Source organism: Pseudoalteromonas sp. SR45-4 (genome assembly GCF_014163535.1).
Classification (GTDB): domain Bacteria; phylum Pseudomonadota; class Gammaproteobacteria; order Enterobacterales; family Alteromonadaceae; genus Pseudoalteromonas; species Pseudoalteromonas nigrifaciens.
Genome location: NZ_JACJDO010000019.1, coordinates 33,004 through 58,049 on the forward strand (window position 1 = coordinate 33,004; position 25,046 = coordinate 58,049).

Consider the following 25,046-nt stretch of genomic DNA (forward strand, 5'->3'; position numbering starts at 1 on the left):
ACTTGAAATTTACACTTATAATAAAGGCGTTATTGTATAGATAAAATAGCAAAATAACGAGTGAGAAATCACGCTAAAAACGCTTACTTCAGATAAGAAAAACTAATACGAAACTTATGCGTAAATAGGCTGTTAAATTGGGGTAAACCTTTGGGTTGGTTGTAAAAGGTGAAGGACAATAGGCCGCAAACAATAAAATAAGTTACTTTGAATTTTAAGCCGTTATTGCCCTAGAGCCACTTTATATTGTTGGGTGGTATTTAAAAGCAAGGTAATGCAGGCTGTTAACTTGAGCCTCGGGCAATTAATATTGGAGGGAGTAGGGTACTTTGTACTGCTTCGCCTCGAATTAGTTTTAATAGATTTTCTACCAACATTTGTCCGGCTACTGTGGTGTTTTGTTCTACCGTGGTTAAAGGTGGGTTGGTATAGCTGGCAATGGCGATGTTATCGAAACCTATTACGGCAACATCTTTTGGTACGCTAATACCGGCTTCTTTGAGTGCGCGTATTGCACCAATGGCTATTAAATCGCTGGCTGCAAAGAGTGCATTAAATTTTATGTTATTGGCTATTAGTGAGCGAGTGGCATGATACCCCGACTCTTCAGTCGATATTGCATTTGCTGTTTTACGTTCGTTTAAGGTTACGTTATTAGCGCTTAGTTCATCTTTAAAACCTTGAAAACGGGCAAAAAACTCAGGGCTATGATCCGATGCGTCGCCTATAAACGCGCAGTCGGTTCTGTTGCGCGCAATTAAATGCGCTGCAGCTAGTTTTCCGCCACCATAATTGTCGCAGCACACAGTCAGATCGGGGCGATTGTCGACCGTTGCACCCCAACAAACAAACTTGGTGTTTTGCTCAAGCAGGGTGTTAAATTTAGGTTGATAATCTAAGTAATCACCATAACCGAGTAAAATAATACCATCGGCGCGGTGACTATCTTCGTAGTCGGCTTGCCAATCGGCACTGGCCGATTGAAACGACACCAGTAAATCGTAACCTTCTTTAGCACAAGCGCGGGTAATACTGCCTAGCATGGCTAAAAAAAACGGGTTAATTTGTGATTCATCAGAGGTTGGATCTTCAAACAATAATAGCGCTAAGGTGCTACTTTGTTGGGTGCGTAAATTGCTGGCGTTTTTGTCTACTTTATAGTTGAGTTTTTTAGCTATATCGAAAACGCGCTTACGGGTCTCTTCGTTTACCAAGGGGCTGTTACGTAAAGCACGAGATACAGTTGATTGCGACACTCCAGCATAATGGGCTATATCAAATGACGTTGCTTTACCTTTCATGAGCACTACTTAAATAACAAAGAGAATAATGCAGCCATTCTCGTTTATTAATGATTTATTTCAAGCTAATTTATCAATTAAGCACTTTTTTAGTTGATCTACCCATGACACCGGTGTCATAATGAGGGCGTTTTATCATTTTGTTGTCAAAACGTATTGGCTGCCTATATTTTTATAGGCAGCATTTTTTTACTGTGATAGCTGCTTTGGGGTGATAGCCTAAAGTAATAAAAAGAACAATGGGTTACCCGTTGTAAAATAATAAGCATGAATCGCTTATACTAATCGCATTAAAGAGTGGACTATTAAAACGCAAAAAAATGGTTTAACCACAAGGCGAAAGTAATCATATAAGTTGTTTTATATGAATTGTTTTTAACGCAGTGAGTAAGTTATTTAATTAGTTAAAATGTTCATTGTTTTTAATAAGATTAGTATTATACAAAAGAGATAACACTATGAGCTTACACTCTTCTGCCCAATTTGATCCTATTTTAGTTGCCGATATTGGTGGTACCAATGCGCGGTTTGCACTAATTACTGCCTTTGATGCAGCAAAAAACGAATTTGTTATAGAATATAATCATACCTTTCCTAGTGCCGACTTTGGCTCGTTACAAAATGCAACACGCCATTATTTATCAACTGTGCCTCATATTAAACCTGTGCGCGCGTGTTTGGCGGTGGCAGGCCCTATAAAAGCAGGGCAGGTTCATCTTACTAATTTAGGTTGGCATTTTAGCGTTAGTGAGTTTAAACAGGCTTTTTCTTTTTTGCAGCTTGAAGTTATTAACGATTTTGCTGCATTTGCCTACGCTGCCCCTTATTTAGATAGTAACCAAAATGTGGTTATTAAAGCAGGGCAAGCCGATGAAAACTCAAACATTGCAGTTATGGGCCCAGGCACAGGATTTGGTGCAGCTTGCCTAGTTAGAACAGCGCAGTCTAGTGCGGTGCTTAGCTCTGAAGGCGGGCATATATCGCTGGCTGCCGTTACCGATTTAGATGCAAAGTTACTTATAGAATTACGCAAAGAACATCCGCATGTGTCTTTAGAAACTGTTTTTTCAGGCCCGGGTATTGCCCATTTATATAAAGCGATGGCGGCGGTTAAAGGTATTACTGCTAAGCATTTAGATGCCGCGCAAATTAGTAATTTAGCCAATACCGGCGAGTGTGAGGTTTGCGATGCAACTCTAAACCAGTTTTGTGACTGGCTTGGTAGTGCCGCAGGCGATTTAGCATTAGCTTATGGTGCGTTGGGCGGTTTATTTATTGGCGGTGGTATATTGCCACGCATGCAATCGCGCTTGTTAGAGAGTCGTTTTGTTGAACGTTTTTCACAAAAAGGTATTATGTCGCAATATAACGGGCAAGTTCCTGTTACGCTAGTAACCCAAGATAATATACCTTTGATTGGCGCTGCGGCGTGTTTGCATAATAGTAAGCAGGAATAATGCTGCTGGTATTTGGAAGTAAATAGATGAAAAAAGTCACCATAAATAGTGTAGCGAGTTATGCGGGGGTTTCTAAGAAAACAGTCTCTCGGGTGTTAAATAACGAGCCAAATGTAAGTGCAGCTACCCGTGAAAAGGTACTTAAAGTATTTAAAGAGCTTGATTATACGCCTAATCCTATTGCCCGTGGTCTTGCTCAAAATCGCAGTTTTATTATTGGTTGTATTTACGATAATCCAAGTAAAAGTTATATTACCCGCGTGCAAACAGGCGCATTGGCTGCCTGCCAAGAAAACAATTACAATTTATTAATTCATCCTTGTGAGCTGCGCGGTGAAGCACTAATCAATAATATTGATCAGTTACTGCAGTCATCACGCTTAGATGGCATTGTATTAACGCCGCCTTTTTCGGACTTTGCTGAACTAGTTGATTTTTTAAAATCGAAAAAAATACCTTATGCACGCGTTGCCTCTGCAGTACTTGAAGATGATTCGATTTCGGTGCGCAGCAATGACGAGCAAGGGGCATTTGAAATAACCGATCATTTAATTACACTGGGCCATAAATCAATTGCTTTTATTAAAGGTCATCCCGATCACAGTGCCACTGAACAGCGTTTTAAAGGTTACCGACGGGCGTTAGCAAGCCATGGTATTGAATTTGAAGAGCGTTTAGTAGAAGAGGGTAACTTTAGTTATCATTCAGGGGTAGACAGTGCCCGTAGTATTTTAGATTTATCGCCACGGCCAACCGCAGTATTTGCTTCAAACGATTACATGGCAGCCGCCGTACTTAAATTAGCAACTCAACGCAGTTTACGTGTGCCCGATGATATTTCAATTGCTGGCTTTGATAACGCCCCTATAGCACGCCATATTTGGCCTGGGTTAACTACCATAGCGCAGCCAGTTGAAGAAATGACCAAACAAGCGGTTACTCAGCTTATTGCTCATATTATTCAGCCACAAGAGGTTGCGTATCAGGTGACCCTAGAGGCGCGTTTAATTACTCGCGAGTCGACGGCGCAGGTTAAATAAACTCAACTTAAAACGAATATTTACAGTAGCCCGAATGTGCACAAAGCATATTCGGGCTTTTTGTTGGCTGTTGTTAAATATAACGATGCTGTACAACATTATTAAATGTCTATTTATAAAAAATAGTTGGCTATGTTAAAAAAAGTGACTATTTTTATTAGACAGGGTTGACACCGGTGTCATGGTCGTGCGTTAATACAGTGACACCGGTGTCAGGGTGGTTGTGAGAGGCCCTCTGATAAGGTACCTTTGAACGGGTAAGCCAAAGATGCTCAGTGCAATTAATTACGTGGAGTCTTTAATTGCCACTGAGCCTTTATCCTCTAACGAATAGAGCTGAGTTTAATTATGTTGCATCCACGAATTCAAGAAGTCACCGAACGTATCATTACGCGCAGTAAAGCAACCCGCCAAGCTTATTTAGATCGCATTTCGCACGCAAAAAAACAAACAAGAGTTCGTGCTGGATTAGGCTGCGGTAATATTGCCCACGTTATGGCTGCGTGTAGCACCGATGACAAAGCACGTTTAAAAGCCGATGAGCAACCAAACCTTGCAATTATCAACTCATATAACGATATGCTTTCGGCACATGTGCCTTATAAAGATTACCCAGATTTAATTAAAAGCATTGCTACTAAATACGACGCTACAGCTCAAGTGGCAGGCGGCGTACCAGCAATGTGTGATGGCGTTACACAAGGGCGTGACGGCATGGAATTATCACTTTTTTCACGCGATGTAATTGCTATGTCTACGGCAATATCGTTATCGCACGATGTGTTTGATGGCGTTTTTTGTTTAGGCGTATGCGACAAAATAGTCCCAGGGTTATTAATTGGTGCACTGTCGTTTGGTCATTTACCGGTGTTCTTTTTACCGGCAGGACCAATGCAATCAGGTATTCCAAATAAAGAAAAAGCCCGTATTCGTCAAAAGTTTGCGCAAGGCTTAGTCAGCCGCGAAGACTTGCTAGAAGCCGAAAGCGCGTCTTACCACAGTGCTGGTACCTGTACTTTTTACGGTACTGCTAACTCAAATCAAATGTTAATGGAAATAATGGGCTTACACCTTCCTGGTAGCTCGTTTATTAACCCATACACAGAGCTTCGCGATGGTTTAACCGGTAATGCGGTAGAAACCATGCTTAAGCAATTAACCGACGATAAAGACAGCCCGTGTTTAGCGGATGTGATCAGCGAAAAAACTATAGTAAATGGTTTGGTTGGTTTGCTATCTACCGGTGGCTCTACTAACCACGCCATTCACATTGTGGCTATTGCCAAAGCGGCAGGTATTCAAATAACGTGGAAAGATATGTCTGATTTATCAGCTGAGGTTCCACTATTAACGCGTATTTACCCTAATGGCTCTGCTGATGTAAATCATTTTCAAGCAGCCGGTGGTATGGGCTTTTTAATGTGTGAACTTGCCAGCGCAGGCTACTTACATACCGACGTTAAAACTATGCTAGGCGATGGTTTAGCACCCTATATGACCGAGCCGCGTCTTGATAAAGACAACAGCTTAATAATGAGTGATGCAACCGGCCCAAGCAAAATTAAATGGGTAGCTTGCCCTGATAACTCACACGATGAAGATGTACTTCGCCCAGTGAGTAATCCGTTTAGTAAGCAAGGTGGTTTACAACTGCTTACGGGCAACTTAGGCAAAGCGGTTATTAAAGTATCGGCAGTAGCAATTGAACATCAAGTAGTTACCGCCCCAGCTAAAGTATTTAGCTCGCAAGGTGAGTTACAAGATGCTTATAGCCGCGGCGAATTAAACCAAGACTTTATTGCAGTGCTAAAAGAGCAAGGCCCTAAAGCTAAAGGTATGCCAGAGCTACATAAATTAACACCTGTAATGGCAACGCTACAAGATCAAGGCTTTAAAGTAGCTATTGTAACTGACGGTCGTATGTCGGGCGCATCGGGTAAAGTACCTGCGGCGATTCACTTAGCGCCAGAAGCAGTTGAAGGCGGCATAATTGCTAAAATTCATGAAGGTGATTTAGTTACTTTAGATGCACCAAACGGCATATTAAAAGTACATGTTAGCGATGAAGAGCTTGCTAAACGTGAACTGCAATTAAGCCTACCAAGCTTAACCTTTGGCACAGGCCGAGAGTTATTTACCGGATTTAGAAATATCGTAAGCAGCGCCGATTTAGGTGCGAGTGCTTTCGGAATTGAAGAATAGTCAGCCATTGTGGGTAATGAGGAACACGTAATGAGTATTGAAAAAATATTAGCATCGGCGCCAGTTGTGCCAGTAGTGGTAATCGAAAAATTAGAAGATGCAGCGCCACTTGCTAGAGCCTTATATAACGGTGGCTTAAAAGCGCTGGAAATTACTTTGCGCACGCCCATTGCGGCAGAAGCGGTAAAACTAATGAAAGCAGCTGTACCTGAGGCCTATGTAGGCACAGGTACGGTAGTTGATAAAGCCAGCTTTGATGCTTCGGTAGCTGCAGGCGCTGACTTTATGGTAAGCCCAGGGGTTAGTGACGAGCTACTTGAACTGATAAAAACGAGCGATATCCCGTTTTTACCAGGCGCTGCTACGCCAAGCGAAGTTATGAAACTAGCGTCGCACGGTTTTAAGTATTTAAAGTTTTTTCCGGCAGAAGCCGCAGGCGGAACCGCCATGCTTAAATCAATCGGTGGGCCATTACCCGATATTACTTTTTGCCCAACGGGCGGCATAACGCTCGCTACTGCACCTAACTACTTAGCACTAAATAATGTTATTTGTGTGGGTGGTACCTGGATGTTAGATAAACAACTAATTGAAAATAAAGACTGGCAAGCTATTGAAGCGCTTGCTCGACAAGCTTGTGAAGTAAATAGGAGTCAAAAATGATTAACGTAGCAATTAATGGCTATGGCCGTATAGGTCGCAATGTATTGCGTGCACTTTACGAGTCGGCACAAAATAATGAGATTAAAATTGTTGCAATTAACGATTTAGCCCCAGCTAATGTTAATGCTCATCTTACGCAATTTGACTCAGTACACGGACAATTTGCTCATAAAGTAACGCTAGCCGATAACACTATGCTAATTGGCGACGATGTTATTACTTTAACGCAAGAGCGCGATCCAGCAAATTTACCGTGGAAAGCACTCGATGTTGATATTGTTTTAGAGTGTACAGGTTTGTTTACTTCGCGCGAAGCAGCCGCTAAGCATATTACTGCTGGCGCTAAAAAAGTAATTGTTTCGGCACCGGGTAAAGATATGGATGCAACCGTAGTGCATGGCGTTAACAGCGAAGTACTTAATGCACAAAGCCAAATTATTTCAAACGCTTCGTGTACTACTAACTGTTTAGCGCCGATTGCTAAAGCAATTAACGACACGGTAGGCATTGATCAAGGCAGCATGACCACTATTCATGCATATACCAACGATCAAAACTTATCAGATGTATATCATCCTGATCTATACCGTGCACGCAGTGCAACGCAGTCGATGATCCCAACTAAAACTGGCGCAGCTGCAGCTGTTGGTTTAGTGCTACCTGAACTTGCAGGCAAGTTAGATGGTATGTCGGTACGTGTGCCTACAATTAACGTTTCTTTGGTTGATTTTACGTTTATTGCGAAGCGCGATACCAGCATTGAAGAAATTAATGCAATTATGAAAGAAGCGTCAACGGGCTCAATGAAAGACATTTTACAATATAATGAGCTGCCGCTTGTTTCTATTGATTTTAACCATAACCCAGCGTCTTGTGTGTTTGATTCAACACAAACCAGAGCGAATGGTAAATTGGTTAAAGTTATGGCTTGGTACGATAACGAATGGGGTTTTTCAAACCGCATGTTAGATCAAGTTAAAGCGTTAGGTAAGTTTTTATAATTTTAGAGTTTAAGGTTATATAAATAACGTTAAAAACCACGCATTGCGTGGTTTTTTTGTGCCATTTATAAATTTACTACACTTTACTTTATAACTGTGTAGTTAGCTGTGTGCTTAACTGCGAAAGTGTGGGGCGCTGTAAAATATCAGTTGTCATGCATTGCTTAGCTAGTTGCGCAAGCTTAACTGCTATTGCATTATTGTCGCTGCAAACACTTAGTAAATCATCAATTAAACAACCTAGCGCGCGTACTTCAATTAATTGCATTTGCTGGCGCTGATACTCACTCAACATAGCTAAATTAGTTGCTGCACCAAAATCGCCAAATAGTACATCTGCGTCTTGGTTTACCATAGTGTTATGCGCATATACATCGCCATGGCTTACTTTATTTGAATGCAAATGTTGTAGGGTACTGGCCATTTGTTGCACAATTTTATAAATAGCTTGGCTACTATAATTACAGCCATCTGCGAAGGTGTCGCGAGTACACGTTTGTAAACTTGGCGGTAATCCTAAATTGCTAAAGCTATTATCTATTAGCTCCATTACTAAACCAAGTTGGCTGCCTTGCTCTATATAGGCAAGTACCTTAATTAAATTGGCATGTTCATTTGCCTGCAAGCAGCAATTAACTTCATCAAGCGGATAACCATCGCTGGTTATTTCGCCTTTAAACAGCTTAATAGCTACCGCTTTATTTGCTGCTTTTGCAAGGTGAATAACCCCAGAGGCACCTTGGCCAATAACGTGCTGTAATGTGTAATCACTCAGTGGCTTATTCTCTAAACTACTTTTTGTTAGGCACTGGGCTTTATTAAAGCTGTTACCAGCAAAGGCCAGCCAAGTAAGCTTTGGTAACTCAAATAACCAGTTATCTATGTGCGTTAAGTTATTGGCAGATAAGCGCACTAATTCTAAGTTTGTACACTGCTGCATACTGCTTGGCAAAGTGCGTAACCGGTTACCCGCTAAAGCAAGTTTGCGCAGCTGTTTAAGCTCGCCGAATGATGCGGGTAATTGCTCAATACGGTTGTCGGTTAATATTAACCACTGTGTTGTAAGCGGCAGGCTATGCTGGGCAAACTCACTAATTTGATTGCCTTTAAACGCGATCATAACAAGTGCTGGGCATTGCGCTAAAACAGCAGGAATATGCTTAAACTGATTAAACGATAAAAACACCCGTTTAAGGCGGGTTAAACTGGCAAACTCTGCGGGTAAATCACTCAGGTTATTATTAGATAGGTCGAGTACTTCTAGGGTGTCGGCAAGGGTAAAAATTTCTTTTGGGAAATCAGTGAGGCTTTCCACCAATTGTAAGTGGCGAGCACCGCTTAAAGCACCGCTGCGTAGTTGTTCAAGGGTATTCAAAATTAACTAATCCATTTTACAAAAACAAAAAGGCCAAACTAAGTTGGCCTTTGATCACGTTTTATTATTAACGCTTAAAACTCTGCGTTGTGGTAAACGTTTTGTACGTCGTCGCAATCTTCTAGCATAGCTAAAAAACGCTCCATAACCTCAACATCTTCGCCTTCAATAGGCGCTGCTATTTGGGGTACAAACGAAATTAAATCTTCGTCAAATTCAGTAACGCCCATTTCTTCAAGTGCTGTGCGAGTATTGTTGTACTCAGTATGTGTTGCAAATACAGTTACCTTGCCGTTTTCAACTTCTACGTCGGTTACATCTACATCAGCCATCATTAGTGCTTCAAGTACTGTTTCGTCGTCATCACCGTCAAATACAAAAATTGCAAGGTGATCAAATAAATGCGAAACCGAGTTTTGTGCACCAATTTTAGCGTTAGCTTTAGTAAAGCAAACACGTACATCAGCAAAGGTACGTTTATTGTTGTCGGTTAAACAATCAACAATAATCATGCAGTTACCCGGGCCGTAACCTTCGTAACGTGTGGCTACGTAGTCTTCACCGCCGCCGCCTTTTGCTTTGTCTATTGCGCGGTCAATAACATGCGCCGGTACTTGGTCTTTTTTAGCGCGCTCAATTAAACGACGTAGCGATAAGTTACCGTCTGGATCGGTACCGCCATTTTTAGCACAAATATAAATTTCTTTACCGTACTTAGAATAAACTTTAGTTTTAGCACCCGCAGTTTTAGCCATTGAATCTTTTTTGTTTTGGTAAGCTCTTCCCATCTGCGTTTCGCCTTTAAATATAAGTATTAAAATAATTTTCAGGGGCATAGTTTAAAGGTAAATGTGGGGGAGGGCTAGTAACTATTAAATAGATTAATGCAGATAAAAACGGGATGGGTTGAGTTTTATACTAAGGGCTATAAAAATAACTGGGCAGAAAAAATATAACCCGCAATGGCGGGTTATATTTAATTGCAATTTAGCGCTCTATTACCAAATGCGTACGCGTTGATCTTCAGGAAGATACAGCTCATCGCCTGGTTTCACATCAAATGCTTTGTACCATGCGTCGTGGTTACGCGGGGCTTGTGCTCTAAAGCGACCCGGCGCATGCGTGCCACCGCGTAGCTGATTTAACATGCTTTGCTCGGTGCGTTTTTCTTTCCATACTTGTGCCCAAGCAAGAAAGAAACGCTGATCGCCAGTAACACCGTCAATAACCGGTGCTTCTTTACCGTTTAAGCTCAGTTTGTAGGCATGATAAGCCATGGCTAAACCACCCACATCACCAATATTTTCACCTAGGCTATTACGCCCGTTAACAAAGTTACCTTCAATTGGCTCATACTTATTGTACTGCGCTGCTAACTGGTCGGCTTTTGCGTCAAATGCGGCGCGATCGGCATCAGTCCACCAGTTACGTTGGATCCCATTTTCGTCTGATTTAGAACCTTGGTCGTCAAAACCATGGCCCATTTCGTGGCCAATTACTGCGCCAATGCCGCCGTAGTTTACTGCTGCGTCGGCATTTGGATCGAAAAATGGTGGTTGTAAAATTGCCGCTGGAAATACAATTTCGTTAAATGAACTGTTGTAGTAAGCGTTAACGCGCTGTGGTGTCATACCCCAACGGTTACGATCTGTTTTTTGCAGCTCTTTTGCAACGCTTTCGGCTTGAAAAAACTCACGCATGTTTTTTACGTTGCCGATTAAGTCGTTATTACTAATAGTTAAACCATCGTACGACTGCCATACATCTGGGTAACCAATTTTTGGTACAAATGCAGCTAGTTTAGCGCGCGCATTTACTTTAGTTTCTGCGCCCATCCACTCTAGGTTATCAATACGCTCACCTAATGCGGTACGCAAGTTTTCGACCAGTTCAGACATTTGTTGTTTTGACGACTCAGGAAAATAACGTGCTACGTATATTTTACCAATAGCAAAACCAAGTGAATTGGTGCTCGACATTTCATCTATAGCACGCTTCCAACGTGGACGCGGCTCTTGCTGACCATTTAACTCTTTACCAAAAAATGCAAAATTAGTATTAAAAATATCTTCAGAGAGCAAGTTAGCGTTACCACTTATTGCGTGGTAGGTTAAATAATCTTTCCATACCGCTAAGTCTTCTTGATTGATTAATTCAATCATGGCTTTTATTGGCTCTGGTTGCGATACATTTAACTGCGGTACTTTGTAGCCTGTTTGAGCAAAATATGCATCCCAGTTAAAGTCAGGGTAGGCAGTGCTTAGCTCGTCGCGTTTAATTTGATTTAATGTAAGGTCGCGGTTACGGCGCTTTTCGCGTGGCCAATGGCCTTGTGCAATTTTGGTTTCTAGCTCTAAAATTGCCTGTGCGCGCTCATTGGCGTTATCTGCATCGGCAAATTTAAGCATGTCGGCAATATGAGCCACATAGGCGCTACGCGTATTAACAAAACGTTCTGAGTCTTCAAGGTAGTATGAACGATCGGGTAAGCCTAAACCGCCAGCCCCTAACGACATTTCGTATTTATTAGGATCTAAGCGGTTAAACCACATGCCACCACCAAGCGGGGCTTTAACACCGGTTAACCAAGACTTACCAAACATTTTGGCTAAGTCGTCGGTTGATGATATTTCACTTATTTGCGTTAAAAGCGGCTTAATTGGTGTTATGCCTAGCTTATTAAGTGCTTTGGTGTCCATGTAGGAGTTGTAAAAGTCGGCTACTAGTTTTTCATCGGAATTTAAATCTTTACGCGCGGCAATTTCTTCAATAATTACTTTAACGCGGTCTTCGCTGCGCTCGGCCAATGCCGAAAATGCGCCATAGCGGGTTTTATCAGCAGGCATGCTGTAATTGTCATACCAAGTGCCACTGGCGTACATAAAAAAATCGTCGCCTGGTTTAACCGCTTCGTTACGTGCAGCTAAATCAACACCAAAACTACCCAACTCTGCTTTTTCTGTTGTTGCGGCTATTGGTGCAGTAGGTGCTGGTTGTACTTGCGTTTTTGATGTTTGTGGCTCTGAACAGCCGGTAATAAATGTGGCAGCTAATGCAGCTGCAATTAAACTCTTTTTCATTGTGTTCCCCTGAGCTTTCACTTTGTTTAATTAATATTTTTTATTATTGTAAATATTATCTTAACCTGGGTTCAGGTTATTTTAGTAATTGTTATTTATAAGAGGCTGCTAAACAAACCTTTTGAGGTGAATCACCCTAGAGGTCGATAAAATAGCAAATAAAGCCTTTATACGAGCAATATTAATGGTATTTATGTGTTTTTTGCTTGTTCTTGCTGCAATTGCCACATTTGCGCATATTGGCCGTTAAGGGCTAGTAACTCAGAATGTGTGCCTTGCTCAAGAAGCTCGCCTTTATGCAATACTAAAATATTATCGGCATCGATTATGGTTGATAAGCGATGGGCAATCACTATGCTGGTATGGTTTTGTGTGACAGTGCGCATAGCCGTTAAAATAGCTTGCTCGGCATGGGAGTCGAGGGCTGAGGTGGCTTCGTCAAAAATTAAAATAGGCGATTTTTTTAAGATTGCGCGGGCAATGGCTATGCGTTGTTTTTCGCCGCCCGACACTTTTAAACCGCGCTCGCCTACTAAGGTTTTATCGCCTTTATCAAGGCTGTTTATAAACGCTGTTAAATGCGCCATAGCAATGGCTTGATCTATTTCGGCCTCGCTGGCTGTTGGCCTGCCATAAGCAATGTTTTCGCGTATTGAAGTATTAAATAGCACGGTATCTTGCGGCACTATGGCTATAGCTTGGCGTAAACTGTGCAAAGTTACGGTGTTTATAGGTTGCTTATCTATAGTGATACTACCAGATGACACCTCATAAAAACGATACAAGAGCCTAGCTAATGAGCTTTTTCCTGCGCCACTTGCACCGACTATTGCTACCTTAGTGCCGGGTTTTACGCTAAAACTAACATTGTTAAGAATAGGGCGGTTAGCATCGTAACTAAAACTTACATTGTTAAAGCTAACCTCACCTTTAGAGAGTGTTAGTAGTTGTGATGCAGGAGTGTCGGCAATGTGTGGTTTTTTGTTGAGCAGCCCGAGCATGTTTTCAAGGTCGGTAAGGGCGCGTCTTATTTCGCGATATACAAAGCCTAAAAAGTTAAGCGGTAAAAACAGTTGGATCATATACGCGTTTATCATTACGAGTTCACCAATGCTAAGTGTACCGGTTACTACTTCGCTTGAGCCTAACCACATAAGTGCGGTAATGGCGCTGGCTATAATTAACGCTTGCCCAGAGTTTAGTGCCAATAACGACATGCGGTTTTTTAATCGGGCTTTTTCCCAGCGTGCTAAAAAGGTGTCGTAGGTGCTGGCTTCAAACTCTTCATTGTTAAAGTATTTTACTGTTTCGTAGTTTAGTAAGCTGTCGATAGCGCGGGTATTACTTAAGTTGTCGGCGGTGTTAGCTTCGCGAATAAAGCGATTGCGCCACTGGGTTACGGTTACTGTAAAGGTAATATATATGGCAACTGCAAGTAGGGTTATAAGCGCAAACCAGATAGAAAACAAAGTGCCAAAAATTAATGCAACAGTGAGAATTTCAAATAGAGTAGGCACAATGTTAAACATTAAAAATCGCATTAAAAAGCTCAAACCGCTGGTGCCACGCTCTATATCGCGACTTATGCCACCGGTTTGTCGATCTAAATGAAAAGCCAATTCAAGCGAATGCAAATGCTTAAACACCTTTAGGCCTATGTCGCGCATGGCGTGTTCGGTAACTCGCGAAAAAACCGCATCGCGTATTTCACCTAAAAATACGCTGGCAAAGCGCAGTGCACCGTACATAATAAGCAGTAGGGTAGGAATAAAAAGCACTGGGTGAATAGATTTATCAACGCTATCAATAATTTCTTTTAGTGCCCACGGCATAAGTAAAGTAGCACCTTTAGCGCCTACCAGTGCCATAGCTGCAATAAAAACTCGCCCTTTAAATTGTGTGATATAAGGCCAAAGTGTTTTTATACTTTGGCGCAGGTTCATTGCGTCGGGGCGTTTTACTGAGCTTTGTTTAGAGCGCATGAATGATCTCGGTTTTTATAATGGGTATAAATTGCTGTGGATTTAATTTTTCATCAAGCTAAATACTTAATTAGACTATTGTATTTTAAATAGCTGCCCTTATATACTAGTAATCCTTAATTAAAGTTTGAAAATTGATGTTTAAATTTCGTTTGTTTTTAACTGCATTTTTGCTTATTACTGCACTTTTTAGTGCATGTAGCGAAGCCGCGCCAGTTAAACATGGTTTAAACACTGCAAATTCTACTTTAACATCTGCTGCTTTTTCAGCAGCTCCTTTTTCAGCAGCTCCTTTTTCAGCAGCTCCTTTCTCACTAGATACTACTTCATTAGATGCTACTTCATTAGGTAATGTTTCATTAGATATAAGTCACCCCTCCATATTAGTTAAAGTATTGCATGCTAAACAACAAACTAAGCCTAATAAAACAGCGTTTGATGCACTGCAACCTAGGCTAACTGCCAGTAATTCATCGTTGTTTTTATTTAGTGCGCAAACAGAGCCTGAATACGACGTTATTTATGAGTTTTTTATTCATACGCTTGCAAGGCAGTTTTATTTACAACCTAAAGCTATAAGCACGGCATTACCTTGGTATACGGTTGTTTCTAATAGTAAAAAGTCTCGTATTAGTGGCTGGAAAGAAGCTAACTTACTTTACAGCGCTACCAACACCCATCACGCTTAATTTCCTTATTTAATAATTAATAGGTTTTAACTTTTAAAGTTTTAGCTTGCAGATTAATTGTGCTTTTTTAAGCGCTTATCAGCTAGTTGCTGATAGTAAGGAATAACAATGTTGAGTTTTAAAAATAATAAAAAGCCGTTTATGGCTAAATTTAAATTAAGCACCTTTGCTATGCTGGTGGTATTACTGCTACTGGCAATGAGTGCGTTACCTAATTTATATCCAAACCAGTCATGGTTGTATATTAGTGCAGCCCCACACAGCAAAATACAAACACCCCCGAGCACTAATACCTTAGTTACATTTTTAAATGAGCAAGGCTTAAATGTGGCGCAAGCGTATGAGTCGCAAGCAACAATAAATGTGCTACTTAACGAGCCAACAAAAAGTGCCCAGGCACAAGCGGCTATAAAAGCGCAATATGCAAATACTCAGACCAAAATTGTTGAGCGCGCTACCAGTCCAAGCTGGCTACAAAGCTTTGGACTTTCGCCAATAAAATTAGGTCTAGATTTAAACGGTGGGGTGCTATTTGTACTCGATGTAGATTTAGACAAAGCTATTGATGAGCAATTAGTGAGTGCGTATCAGCAAGCTAAATCAATCATAATTGAGCAAAAGGCACATGGAGTAAAAGCGCTGCAAACTCAAACTGGGTTTGTAATAAATGCTCTACCTAATGCTGGTGATAAATTAACCCCTGTTATTAAAGAGCTGCAAAGCCGCTTTGCTAACTTAGCAGTAGTAACAAATAATAATGGCACAGTTAAAACGGCGCAATTTAGTTACTCAGAGCAAGGGCGAAGCGCGTTTAACAAAGAAGTTATGAGCCAAACCCTCACAACTCTACGTTCGCGAATTGAAGAGCTGGGCATAACCGAAGCGGTAACACAACGCCAAGGTAAGCAGCGCATTCGTATTGAACTACCTGGAGTGCAAGATCCTACCGAGGCGAAACGCATTATTGGCGCAACGGCATCCCTGGGGTTTTATCAATTAAAAGCTGTGGGTGGGCAAACCTTTAATTTACAGACGGGCGGTACTATAAAACTCGACCCTGTGCCAATTTTTACCGGTGAGCATATTAATAACGCTCATGCTGGGCGCGACGATTGGAGCAAACCGCTAGTGCAGTTAAGCCTTGATAGCCAAGGCGGCGATGCTATGTCGGCATTTTCTAAAGCTAATATAGGTAAACCTATGGCGACGGTTTACTCAGAGTATTCGCAAAATGCTAAAGGAGAGGTAGTTAAAAAGAGTGAGGTTATTAATGTAGCCAATATTGCTCAGCACTTAAGTTCGCGTTTTAGCATAACCAATATGCAAAGCCCACAAGCCGCGGCCGACTTAGCGCTATTGTTACGTGCAGGCTCGTTAAGTGCGCCGGTTACTATAGTGCACGAACAAACCATAGGGCCAAGCTTAGGCAGCGAAAATATAAGCAACGGCTTAGCCGCCCTAATGTTAGGTATGGGTATCACTTTGGCATTTATGGCTATGTGGTACAGACGTTTAGGGTTAATTGCCAACGTAGCACTTATTTTAAATTTAACCTCTTTAGTGGGTTTAATGTCGTTATTGCCTGGGGTAGTGCTTACGCTTCCCGGCATTGCCGGATTGGTGCTAACCATAGGTATGGCAGTAGATACCAACGTCATTATATTCGAACGTATAAAAGAAGAGCGCCGTAAAGGCCGCGCGCCTTATCAAGCTATTGAGCAAGGGTATAAGCAAGCATTTAGCACTATTTTTGATGCCAATATTACCACTATGATCACTGCACTTATTTTATACGGTATAGGTTATGGGCCAGTGAAAGGCTTTGCAATTACTTTGGCGCTGGGTTTAGTAACCAGTATGTTTACAGGCGTGTATGTATCGAAAGTGTTGAGCCAAAGTTTGTATTTAAAATTGGGTAAAAAAAGCGGAGTAAGTACAGATGCTTAATTATTTTTTAAAAGGCGAAACCGGCACACGTATACGTTTGATGGGCTTGGTTTTAAGTACAGTATTAGTATTGCTATCGGTAGTAACCTTGGCGCAAAAAGGGCTAAACTTTGGCTTAGATTTTACCGGTGGTTACTTAACAGAATTTACGACTAACCAAAGTATTGAGCTAAATCAGCTTAAAACTTTTATAGCTAAAAATCACAACGGTGAGTTTGAGCTAACAGCGCAAGGGAATAACCATTTTCAATTAAGAGAAGCGCCAGCTATTAATCAATCTGCGAGTAATAGCAGCAACGATTGGCAAAGTGCGGTAACACAAAGCACCGACATAAATGCCACGATATTGTCATCGGCCTATATTGGCTCGCAAGTGGGCGATGAGCTATTTGAACAAGGCTGTTTGGCACTTCTAGCAGCTATGGTTGCAGTAATGCTGTATTTAGCGATAAGGTTTGAATGGCGTTTAGCCCTTGGCTCGGTAGTTGCTTTAACACACGACTTAATATTGGTGCTGGGTTTGTTTTCGCTATTACAGCTTGAATTTAACTTAACCGTATTAGCCAGTTTATTAGCAATTATAGGCTACTCACTTAATGACTCTATAATTGTTGGCGACAGGGTGCGTGAGCTATTAAGAGTTAAATTAAATGCCAGTATTAGCGTATCCAGCATTATAAATAGTGCGATTAAAAGCACCCTAACGCGTACCTTAATTACCTCAGGTACCACTTTAGCCACAGTAGCAAGTGTGTGGCTATTAGCTGGAACACCGCTGCAAGGCTTTGCTATTGCGTTATTTAGTGGCATTGTTGTGGGTACGTTTTCATCTGTTTGTATTGCCGCCACCTTGCCCGAGCTAATGGGGTTAAGTGCTAAAAACTACGAAGTGAAAATAGATAGCCAAAGCCAAGCGCTCATGGATATGCCATAAAGGCTCAAAGCATACAAATAAACAAAGCTTAGGGGCCAAACTATTGTGTTTAGCCCCCGTAGCAATGTTAAACTGCTCGCAATATTTTTACTGTATGTGTGTAAACCTCATGAACAAAGCCCACGTTATTGAACACCTTAAGTTTGCCCTAGAGGCGCAGCTTACCACCGCAAAAGTGGCCGCTAAAACAGCGCACGACACCGCCACGCACGAAGAAAACATAGCAGAAAACAAATATGATACCCTAGGGTTAGAGGCCGCCTATTTAGCCCAAGGCCAAGCGCAGCGCGTAAACGATTGCTATAAAAGCATGGAGTTATTTAAGCCCATATTTAATCAGCCAGCCAGTAGTAAAATAGCCATTGGCTCGCTAGTGTGCCTAGAGGATACAAATGAGCAGCAAAAATGGTTTTATTTAGGTCCAAGCGCAGGTGGGTTAACCGTAGAGGTTAAAGGCTTAACGATTGCCGTTGTAACCCCCGGCGCACCACTAGGTAAGCTGTTATTAAATAAACAAATTGATGATGGCATTAGTTTAACCATTGCTGATGTAAAGCACGATTATGACATTGTAGAAATTTTATAAAATATTGGTTATAAGCAAAGCCCATTTTTAAGCACCACAAAACTTATTTATTCCCCCTCATTTTATTGTCGGATGGCATGGCTTCGCCATTTATCCGACCTACGTCAATGTTGTATATATCCTAAATTTACGCTTTATTTATTTGATGCGCTTTAAATAATATAGTGAGAATAAAATGCAATATCGTAGGAATTATGTAAAAGGAGGGTCATATTTTTTTACTGTTAATTTGCTCGATCGTAATAAGTCGTTATTAGTTGAACATATTGATTTATTACGCGAGGCTATTCGCTTTGTTAAACTACGAAGACCATTTTACATTGACGCATGGGTTGTGCTATCCGATCACCTTCATGCGGTTTTAACCTTGCCAGATAACGATAGTGATTACTCTGGGCGTTGGCGTGAAATTAAAAAGCGATTTTCAAAATCACTCCCAAAAACAGAATTTTTAACTCAAACAAGAAAACGTAAAAATGAGCGGGGAGTTTGGCAACGCCGCTTTTGGGAGCATACAATTAGGGATGATAATGATTATTGGCATCATGTTAACTACGTGCATTTTAACCCTATGAAACATGGCTTAGTTATTAGGGTTGCTGATTGGCCTTATTCAAGTTTTCACAGAGCAGTTAAGCAGGGTGTTTACACGAATAATTGGTATGGTGAAAAACCATAAATTATGTGTCAGATGGCATGGCTTCGCCATTTATCCGACCTACAGCAATGTTTTATTGTGTAACTTGATGCATATGGAATATTTAAACGTAGGTCGGATAAGCGAAGCGCCATCAGACAATAAAGCAGCATCACAATAATATCCCACCATCAGGCAGAGCCAAGCCAAGGTTATAAACACTTACCGTTCCCATAAATTATGTGTCGGATGGCATGGCTTTGCCATTTATCCGACCTACAGCAATGTTTTATTGTGTAATTTCTTACATATGGAATATTTAAACGTAGGTCGGATAAGCGAAGCGCCATCCGACAATCAAGCCGCATCACAATAATATTCCGCCATCAGGCAGAGCCAAGGCAAGGTTATAAACACTAATCGTTCCCATAAATTATGTGTCGGATGGCGTGGCTTCGCCACTTATTCGACCTACATCAATAATTTTCATCTTCACGCTAAAAATATCTCGTTTGTTAGTTTATCAAAAAGGCCTTATAAAGCAGATGTGGTTTAGGATTACCTAAACTAAAGCACCCATCTTATTAAGTGACACGCGCAATGCACCACTTAGTACGATGGGTGTTTCTATTTTTAATGCTTAATTATAAAAAATTAAGCATGCTTTTATAATTAGACTTAACTAGGAAAAGTCGTGTTTAAAACCTTAATTGTGGTTGATAACAACGAGCAAACTCTTGCTCAATCATTCGAAAATGTTATTACGTTTAATACTTACCTACGTGACTATCCAAAACGTGATGAACCTAAAACTCGCATTATTAACTTATGTGATTCAAGCCAATACTTGAGCAAAGGTTACTATTGCTCGCTACTCGCTGAAGCGCGTAAGCACCAAGTATTACCAAGTGTAAAAACAATAAATGCGTTACGTAGCGGCCAAGCACCTATGCACAATGTTGGCCAAATAGATGGCGCTCTATACTTTGGTAATGCCACTAACGATGAGCAAACAAAAGCGGCTAAATCGGTATTTAAACAATACCCGGCGCCTATTTTATTTGTTGATAACCAAGGCTTATTACAACAAGGGTCGTTATCGTCATTAGATGAGCAACAGTACAGCGATTTTGTAGCTAAGTTGAATAACTTTACCCAAACGCAATGGCGTATTACTGCGGAGCGACGTCGTTTTCGCTGGGATATGGCAATACTTGTTGATCACAATGAAAAGGTGCCACCGAGCGATAAAGACGCAATAGCAAAGTTTATTAAAGCAGCGGCTAAACATGGTATTAATGCCCAAGCATTAAGCTTTGACGAAATAGACAATATAGCCCAGTTTGATGCGTTATTTATTCGTCAAACTACAGCAATTGACCACCCAACATATCGCCTTGCTAGCAAGGCACAAAGCTTAGGTTTAGTGGTTATTGACGATGCGGAGTCTATTTTACGTTGTTGTAATAAAGTGTATTTACACGATGCGTTTAACTATCAAAAAGTACCTAGTTTAAAAACAGTGGTTGTGGCTGATCAGTCAAGCGAGACTCTTGAGCAGTTAGAAGCGGCGTTTACCTACCCGTTAGTATTGAAAATGCCAGAAGGCTCGTTTTCAAAAGGGGTATATAAAGTAACGAACCGTGCTGAGCTGGAAGCTAAGTTAACTGAGCTATTTGAATTTAGTGCTTTAGTGCTTGCACAAGAATACATGTACACCGAATACGATTGGCGAGTAGGGGTACTAAATGGCCGTGCAATTTACGCGTGTCGTTACTTAATGGCGCGTAACCATTGGCAAATTTATAACCACGATGCAAAGCGGTTTTTTTCGGGTGGCTTTGAAACATTGCCTACTTTTGAATTACCAAAAGCGGTATTAGATGCAGCATTAAAAGCTTGTAAAACAGTGGGTAAGGGTTTATATGGCGTTGATGTAAAAGAACATCAAGGGCGTGCTTATGTACTTGAAGTAAACGATAACCCAAGTATTGATCATAAAGTAGAAGACAGCTATTTAGGCGATGAGCTTTATATGATCATTATGGATGAGTTTAAACAACGCCTTGAAGCGAGGGGGCGTGGTTAATGGCAAAAGCCATGGTTGAGAGTGTGGTTAATGAACAGACTGAGCAAGTGGTTATTCGCCAAGCGCTTATCAGTGATTTAACCGCGCTTACAGCACTTGAAAATGCTTGCTTTAGTAACGACAAGCTTAGCCCGCGCAGTTTAAAGCGCTGGCTAAGTGCTAAGCACGGTATTTTATTAGTTGCCGAGCAAAATAATGCGTTATGCGGTTATGGGCTAATTTGGTGCCATAAAGGCACTCGCTTAGCGCGTCTTTATTCGCTTGCTGTATTACCTACCATGCAAGGCAAAGGCATTGCAAAAATGCTACTTATTACACTTGAAAAAGCCACCGCAGAGCGTGGGCGAATTTATCTGCGTTTAGAAGTGGCTGTAAATAACGACAGCGCAATTGGTTTGTATAAAAGCTTAGGTTATCGGGTGTTTGGTCAATATAGCGATTATTACGACGATCACAGCGATGCGCTACGCATGCAAAAAAACATTCGTAAAACCAGTGAGCTTAAGTTAGCACGGTTAACTCCGTGGTATCAGCAAACTACTGAGTTTACCTGTGGTCCTGCGGCGTTGTTAATGGCTATGGGGAGCTTAGATGCTAGCACTGAACTGACTCAATCGCATGAGTTGTCATTATGGCGAGAAGGCACTACTATTTTTATGACCTCTGGGCATGGCGGCTGCCATCCGTTTGGTTTAGCACTGGCGGCACATAAACGTGGTTTTAACAGCGAGGTAATTGTTAATACCCTAGAGCCGTTGTTTTTAGATGGCGTGCGCAGTGAAAATAAAAAAGTAGTATTAGCAACGGTGCATCAGCAGTTTGTAAATGGCATAACCGCTGCCAAAATACCGCTTAGTAATAAAGATGTTGAGCTTGAAGACATTGAGCGTTGGCTGAAGCAAAATTTTAGCGTGTTGCTCTTAATCAGTACTTATCGGTTTGATGGTAAAAAATCACCGCATTGGGTGTGTGTTACGCATTTAGATGAGCACTGTGTGTATGTTCATGATCCGTTTTGTGAGCCAGGAAGTGATAGTCAATTGGCTATAGATTGCCAATATGTGCCTATTGCCCGCAGCGACTTTAGTAAAATGTCGGCGTTTGGTAGCCAACGCTTAAGAACAGCAGTGGCTATTGCTAAATCAAAAAATTGTTAATATAAAATTAAATTATTCATATATGAATAACGAGGAAATTACGTGTTTTTACCTGATTTATTTGATGTAGCTCCGTACTCATGGGCTGCAATTGGTACGGCGGCATTTTGTGGCGCTATTATTGGTATTGAGCGCCAATTACGTGGCAAACCTGTGGGTATTCGTACTTCTGCGTTAATTACTTTAGGTACCTATTTATTTTTATCGACCGCGTTTAATTTACAAGGCGATGTAATTGACCACTCTCGCGTAGTGGGGCAAATAATTACTGGTATTGGCTTTTTGGGCGCAGGCGTAATGCTAGCTAAAGACGGCGCTGTGGTAGGAGTAACATCGGCAGCAACTATTTGGGTGTTAGCGTCTATTGGTGTAATGATAGCCACCGAAAACTTGGGCGCAGCTATTAAGCTCTCTGTGCTGGTGGTCGGTATTTTATACGGTGTTGATGTGCTTGAAGCTAAGTTTAAAAGCTTAAGTAAAGGTGTGCACACTAAAGTTAAAATTTATTCAAAGCGCTATTATCGCAAGAGCGAAAATAAAACAGAGCGCCACTTATAAAGTGGCGTTTTTATAATTAAGTTTATAACTAACTTAATACTAATTTTTGATGCACTAAAGCATCGCAAAGTGCTTGTGGGCGGCCTAAATAATAGCCCTGAACCTTATCGACATTTAGTTTGCGGAGGGTGTTTATTTCTTCTAGTGTTTCTATGCCTTCGGCAATAATATTACAACCAATGTCTTTAGCAAATCCGCATAATGCTTTAGCTAATAAATATTTTCGACGGTCGCTATTAATGTTTCGGGTAAGGCTAATATCAAGCTTAATAATATCTGCTTGTAGCTCCAAAATATGCTGAAAAGAAGAATACCCTGCACCAACATCGTCTATAGCTAGGCGTATGCCTTTTTTACGCAGTGGCGCGAGTGCCGTTAACATTTCATTGTAGTTGGCAATAGGAGAGTGTTCGGTTACCTCCAATACTATATTGCTGCAATCAGAAATAGCAGCTAATGCATTGGCAACGGCACCACTTAGTATATGCTCTGGAGAGGTGTTAATTGACACATACACCTCTTTATTGAAATGACTCATATTGCCTAAAACATTGTTTATTGCCAACATTTCTAGGGCTTCACCTAAACCAAACTGTGCTGCTTCATCAAACCAAATGTTAGGTGTTCTATAGGGCTCAACAAAAAAGCGAGACAAGGATTCGTAACCCGAAACTTTATTTGTGTTTAAGCTATATATAGGCTGGTAGTAAATTTCAATCTTGTTTGTGTTTATAATATTAAGTACGTTAGATTTAATAATTTGTTTTGCTTCATTGTCTTGTATTTGTGTATCAATAAGCTGTGAAGCCAGATCTGAAATTAAATTTAAAAACGCCAGATCACGCTTGTTTAATGTGTCGTCCTCTTGCTCGTTATAGCAGCAAAATGTGCCATAAATATCGCCGTTATATAAGGTAATTGGCACCCCAATATAAGCGCCAATATTAAGCTTTTTAGTAACCGGCATATCGCGGGTTATACTATTTTTACTGGTGTCAGGTATTATATTATCTAGTTCATTATTGGCTAATTTATTACAGTAGGTTTCGTTTATGGGATCAAAATTACCTACTTTTACAATCTCGTTAGGGCGTTTGGTATCTACTAATTTAAATATACGTTTAGAGTCCTTAAACTCAGAAATAAAAGCAACGTCCATATCAAGGTGTTTACGAATAAGTGCAAGCAAGCGAGTTAGTCTAATATTGAGATCAGTCTCTGCTTCAATATCTAATAGTAAATTTTCACTAAAATTTACATGCATATTTCCAACTTCCTTGTGTTTTAGTTAATGGTTAATATTAATACAGTAGCCTAGCTTGTTTTTAAAGTATTAGCCAAACAATTTTTTTCTCACTACTTTACGATACTCTCTGGGTGTTTGGTTCAGTATTTTTCTAAATATTCGCGTTAAATGACCTTGATCGTTATAGCCTACTTCTAACGCTACTTCCTGAATTGATAAATTTGACGAAGCGAGCAACTCTTTAGCACCTTCTACTCGTAACTGTTGCCAATACTCAATAGGGCTTTGGTTGGTAGCTGCTTTAAAGCGCCGCGTAAAAGAGCGATAGCTTAAATTAAACTGTGCGGCTACATCCTGTAAATTAAGCTCTGTTGCTAAGTTGGTTTTTAACCAAAATTGAATTTGGGCAATTAACTCATCGGGATGGCGATCAACCGCACCTTCAAGATAGCGCTGATCTTCGTAGGGTTTGCGTATTTCGTGGGAAAAATTGCGCTCAACATGCTGCGCGGCAGCTTTGCCATAATACTGCCTAATAATATGCACTATTACATCGGCTAGGGCGTTTAGGCTGGCTACGGTATAGAGTCGCTCGGATTGAGTAATAAAAAAGTCAGGCTTTAACAGTACTTTGGGGTAGTCGTGACTAAATTGTTTAGCGTAATGCCAATGGGTGGTTGCTGGGTGCCCGTCAAGTAACCCGGCCTCTGCTAGTAAACAGTTGCCAGTGCCTACACCTATAATATGGCTGCCATTAGTAAAACTTTGCCCCAGCCAAGTAACTATATTTTGATTAGTGCGTACAACTGGGCGCGGGTTTCGCCAAATACCGGGCACTATTACTAAATCGCAATTTGGGGTATTGCTGGTGGCGCAATCGGGAAGGATTGCTAAGCCGGTACGATTGCTTATTGGTTCAAGGTTTTTAGCAACTAAATGAATAGCGAGTGGCCTAAAATTTTTTTTATTAATATGGCCTTTTGCAAAGGCTTCGCCCGCTCTCAGCATCTCTATAGGGAGGGTTAAACTCGTTATTAATAAGTGTTGGTAAACAGCAATAGCTATATTTAATGGGGGGTTACTCTGTTTATCAGTCATATAG

At 41.0% G+C, this 25,046-nt stretch carries 20 protein-coding genes; 13 read left to right on the forward strand and 7 right to left on the reverse strand.

Annotation, left to right across the window (positions count from 1 at the left end):
- Positions 1 to 284: 284 nt before the first annotated feature.
- Positions 285 to 1,301: a LacI family DNA-binding transcriptional regulator gene (locus H5058_RS09880; RefSeq protein WP_179806613.1), complete on the reverse strand. Its 1,017-nt coding sequence runs from the start codon at positions 1,299 to 1,301 to the stop codon at positions 285 to 287.
- Positions 1,302 to 1,759: 458 nt separating this feature from the next.
- On the opposite strand from H5058_RS09880, the gene glk reads away from it, so the two are divergent.
- From glk to gap, 5 genes are all read left to right on the forward strand, one after another.
- Entirely contained in the window at positions 1,760 to 2,758 is a 999-nt protein-coding gene (gene glk / locus H5058_RS09885) for a glucokinase (protein WP_011328045.1), read from the forward strand.
- Positions 2,759 to 2,784: 26 nt separating this feature from the next.
- Positions 2,785 to 3,798, forward strand: coding sequence for a LacI family DNA-binding transcriptional regulator (locus tag H5058_RS09890; RefSeq protein ID WP_182677914.1), 1,014 nt, complete (start codon positions 2,785 to 2,787; stop codon positions 3,796 to 3,798).
- A gap of 348 nt (positions 3,799 to 4,146) precedes the next feature.
- Positions 4,147 to 6,000 carry a phosphogluconate dehydratase gene (gene edd, locus H5058_RS09895; RefSeq protein WP_182677916.1) on the forward strand — a complete coding sequence of 618 codons (1,854 nt, stop codon included), beginning with the start codon at positions 4,147 to 4,149 and terminating at the stop codon, positions 5,998 to 6,000.
- A 30-nt stretch (positions 6,001 to 6,030) separates the two neighbouring features.
- Positions 6,031 to 6,663 (forward strand): bifunctional 4-hydroxy-2-oxoglutarate aldolase/2-dehydro-3-deoxy-phosphogluconate aldolase, encoded by a 633-nt coding sequence (eda, locus tag H5058_RS09900; protein ID WP_011328048.1) that lies wholly within the window; start codon positions 6,031 to 6,033, stop codon positions 6,661 to 6,663.
- Positions 6,660 to 7,664 (forward strand): type I glyceraldehyde-3-phosphate dehydrogenase, encoded by a 1,005-nt coding sequence (gap, locus tag H5058_RS09905; protein WP_011328049.1) that lies wholly within the window; start codon positions 6,660 to 6,662, stop codon positions 7,662 to 7,664. The genes eda and gap overlap by 4 nt, the downstream gene beginning before the upstream one ends.
- Before the next feature lie 88 nt (positions 7,665 to 7,752).
- Here gap and H5058_RS09910 read toward each other — a convergent pair whose 3' ends face one another.
- The 4 genes from H5058_RS09910 to H5058_RS09925 form a co-directional block, all read right to left on the reverse strand.
- Positions 7,753 to 9,039 carry a leucine-rich repeat-containing protein kinase family protein gene (locus tag H5058_RS09910; RefSeq protein WP_182677918.1) on the reverse strand — a complete coding sequence of 429 codons (1,287 nt, stop codon included), beginning with the start codon at positions 9,037 to 9,039 and terminating at the stop codon, positions 7,753 to 7,755.
- 74 nt (positions 9,040 to 9,113) lie between these two features.
- Entirely contained in the window at positions 9,114 to 9,827 is a 714-nt protein-coding gene (locus H5058_RS09915) for a YebC/PmpR family DNA-binding transcriptional regulator (RefSeq protein WP_182677920.1), read from the reverse strand.
- Positions 9,828 to 10,037: 210 nt separating this feature from the next.
- Entirely contained in the window at positions 10,038 to 12,119 is a 2,082-nt protein-coding gene (locus H5058_RS09920) for a M13 family metallopeptidase (protein ID WP_182677922.1), read from the reverse strand.
- 191 nt (positions 12,120 to 12,310) lie between these two features.
- Positions 12,311 to 14,101, reverse strand: coding sequence for an ABC transporter ATP-binding protein/permease (locus tag H5058_RS09925; protein ID WP_182677923.1), 1,791 nt, complete (start codon positions 14,099 to 14,101; stop codon positions 12,311 to 12,313).
- A 137-nt stretch (positions 14,102 to 14,238) separates the two neighbouring features.
- On the opposite strand from H5058_RS09925, the gene H5058_RS09930 reads away from it, so the two are divergent.
- The 8 genes from H5058_RS09930 to H5058_RS09965 all read left to right on the forward strand — a co-directional run bounded on the left by H5058_RS09930 (position 14,239) and on the right by H5058_RS09965 (position 22,698).
- Positions 14,239 to 14,790 carry a hypothetical protein gene (locus tag H5058_RS09930; RefSeq protein WP_182677925.1) on the forward strand — a complete coding sequence of 184 codons (552 nt, stop codon included), beginning with the start codon at positions 14,239 to 14,241 and terminating at the stop codon, positions 14,788 to 14,790.
- A gap of 108 nt (positions 14,791 to 14,898) precedes the next feature.
- Positions 14,899 to 16,737 (forward strand): protein translocase subunit SecD, encoded by a 1,839-nt coding sequence (gene secD, locus H5058_RS09935; RefSeq protein ID WP_182677927.1) that lies wholly within the window; start codon positions 14,899 to 14,901, stop codon positions 16,735 to 16,737.
- Complete coding sequence (gene secF / locus H5058_RS09940; protein ID WP_182677929.1) at positions 16,730 to 17,671, forward strand: protein translocase subunit SecF; 942 nt, start codon at positions 16,730 to 16,732, stop codon at positions 17,669 to 17,671. The genes secD and secF overlap by 8 nt, the downstream gene beginning before the upstream one ends.
- Positions 17,672 to 17,780: 109 nt before the next feature.
- Positions 17,781 to 18,257, forward strand: coding sequence for a GreA/GreB family elongation factor (locus H5058_RS09945; RefSeq protein WP_041454691.1), 477 nt, complete (start codon positions 17,781 to 17,783; stop codon positions 18,255 to 18,257).
- 175 nt (positions 18,258 to 18,432) lie between these two features.
- Positions 18,433 to 18,936 carry an REP-associated tyrosine transposase gene (locus H5058_RS09950; RefSeq protein ID WP_182677931.1) on the forward strand — a complete coding sequence of 168 codons (504 nt, stop codon included), beginning with the start codon at positions 18,433 to 18,435 and terminating at the stop codon, positions 18,934 to 18,936.
- A gap of 652 nt (positions 18,937 to 19,588) precedes the next feature.
- Entirely contained in the window at positions 19,589 to 20,983 is a 1,395-nt protein-coding gene (locus tag H5058_RS09955) for a RimK family protein (protein ID WP_182677933.1), read from the forward strand.
- Positions 20,983 to 22,140, forward strand: coding sequence for a GNAT family N-acetyltransferase/peptidase C39 family protein (locus H5058_RS09960; protein WP_182677935.1), 1,158 nt, complete (start codon positions 20,983 to 20,985; stop codon positions 22,138 to 22,140). Before H5058_RS09955 ends, H5058_RS09960 begins: the two co-directional genes overlap by 1 nt.
- Positions 22,141 to 22,182: 42 nt before the next feature.
- A complete protein-coding gene (locus H5058_RS09965; protein WP_179806602.1) occupies positions 22,183 to 22,698 on the forward strand; it encodes an MgtC/SapB family protein in 516 nt (171 codons plus the stop codon).
- A gap of 28 nt (positions 22,699 to 22,726) precedes the next feature.
- Here the strand turns inward: H5058_RS09965 and H5058_RS09970 are convergent, their stop codons facing one another.
- A complete protein-coding gene (locus H5058_RS09970) occupies positions 22,727 to 23,962 on the reverse strand; it encodes an EAL domain-containing protein (protein ID WP_182677937.1) in 1,236 nt (411 codons plus the stop codon).
- Positions 23,963 to 24,031: 69 nt separating this feature from the next.
- A complete protein-coding gene (locus tag H5058_RS09975; protein WP_182677939.1) occupies positions 24,032 to 25,042 on the reverse strand; it encodes a GlxA family transcriptional regulator in 1,011 nt (336 codons plus the stop codon).
- Positions 25,043 to 25,046 lie beyond the last annotated feature (4 nt).

Excerpts from the sequence above, each read along its gene's own strand:
- H5058_RS09880 (WP_179806613.1), bottom strand. The coding sequence starts at position 1,301 with ATGAAAGGTAAAGCAACGTCATTTGATATAGCCCATTATGCTGGAGTG.
- glk (WP_011328045.1), top strand. The coding sequence starts at position 1,760 with ATGAGCTTACACTCTTCTGCCCAATTTGATCCTATTTTAGTTGCCGAT.
- H5058_RS09890 (WP_182677914.1), top strand. The coding sequence starts at position 2,785 with ATGAAAAAAGTCACCATAAATAGTGTAGCGAGTTATGCGGGGGTTTCT.
- edd (WP_182677916.1), top strand. The coding sequence starts at position 4,147 with ATGTTGCATCCACGAATTCAAGAAGTCACCGAACGTATCATTACGCGC.
- eda (WP_011328048.1), top strand. The coding sequence starts at position 6,031 with ATGAGTATTGAAAAAATATTAGCATCGGCGCCAGTTGTGCCAGTAGTG.
- gap (WP_011328049.1), top strand. The coding sequence starts at position 6,660 with ATGATTAACGTAGCAATTAATGGCTATGGCCGTATAGGTCGCAATGTA.
- H5058_RS09915 (WP_182677920.1), bottom strand. The coding sequence starts at position 9,827 with ATGGGAAGAGCTTACCAAAACAAAAAAGATTCAATGGCTAAAACTGCG.
- H5058_RS09920 (WP_182677922.1), bottom strand. The coding sequence starts at position 12,119 with ATGAAAAAGAGTTTAATTGCAGCTGCATTAGCTGCCACATTTATTACC.
- H5058_RS09925 (WP_182677923.1), bottom strand. The coding sequence starts at position 14,101 with ATGCGCTCTAAACAAAGCTCAGTAAAACGCCCCGACGCAATGAACCTG.
- H5058_RS09930 (WP_182677925.1), top strand. The coding sequence starts at position 14,239 with ATGTTTAAATTTCGTTTGTTTTTAACTGCATTTTTGCTTATTACTGCA.
- secD (WP_182677927.1), top strand. The coding sequence starts at position 14,899 with ATGTTGAGTTTTAAAAATAATAAAAAGCCGTTTATGGCTAAATTTAAA.
- secF (WP_182677929.1), top strand. The coding sequence starts at position 16,730 with ATGCTTAATTATTTTTTAAAAGGCGAAACCGGCACACGTATACGTTTG.
- H5058_RS09945 (WP_041454691.1), top strand. The coding sequence starts at position 17,781 with ATGAACAAAGCCCACGTTATTGAACACCTTAAGTTTGCCCTAGAGGCG.
- H5058_RS09950 (WP_182677931.1), top strand. The coding sequence starts at position 18,433 with ATGCAATATCGTAGGAATTATGTAAAAGGAGGGTCATATTTTTTTACT.
- H5058_RS09960 (WP_182677935.1), top strand. The coding sequence starts at position 20,983 with ATGGCAAAAGCCATGGTTGAGAGTGTGGTTAATGAACAGACTGAGCAA.
- H5058_RS09970 (WP_182677937.1), bottom strand. The coding sequence starts at position 23,962 with ATGCATGTAAATTTTAGTGAAAATTTACTATTAGATATTGAAGCAGAG.
- H5058_RS09975 (WP_182677939.1), bottom strand. The coding sequence starts at position 25,042 with ATGACTGATAAACAGAGTAACCCCCCATTAAATATAGCTATTGCTGTT.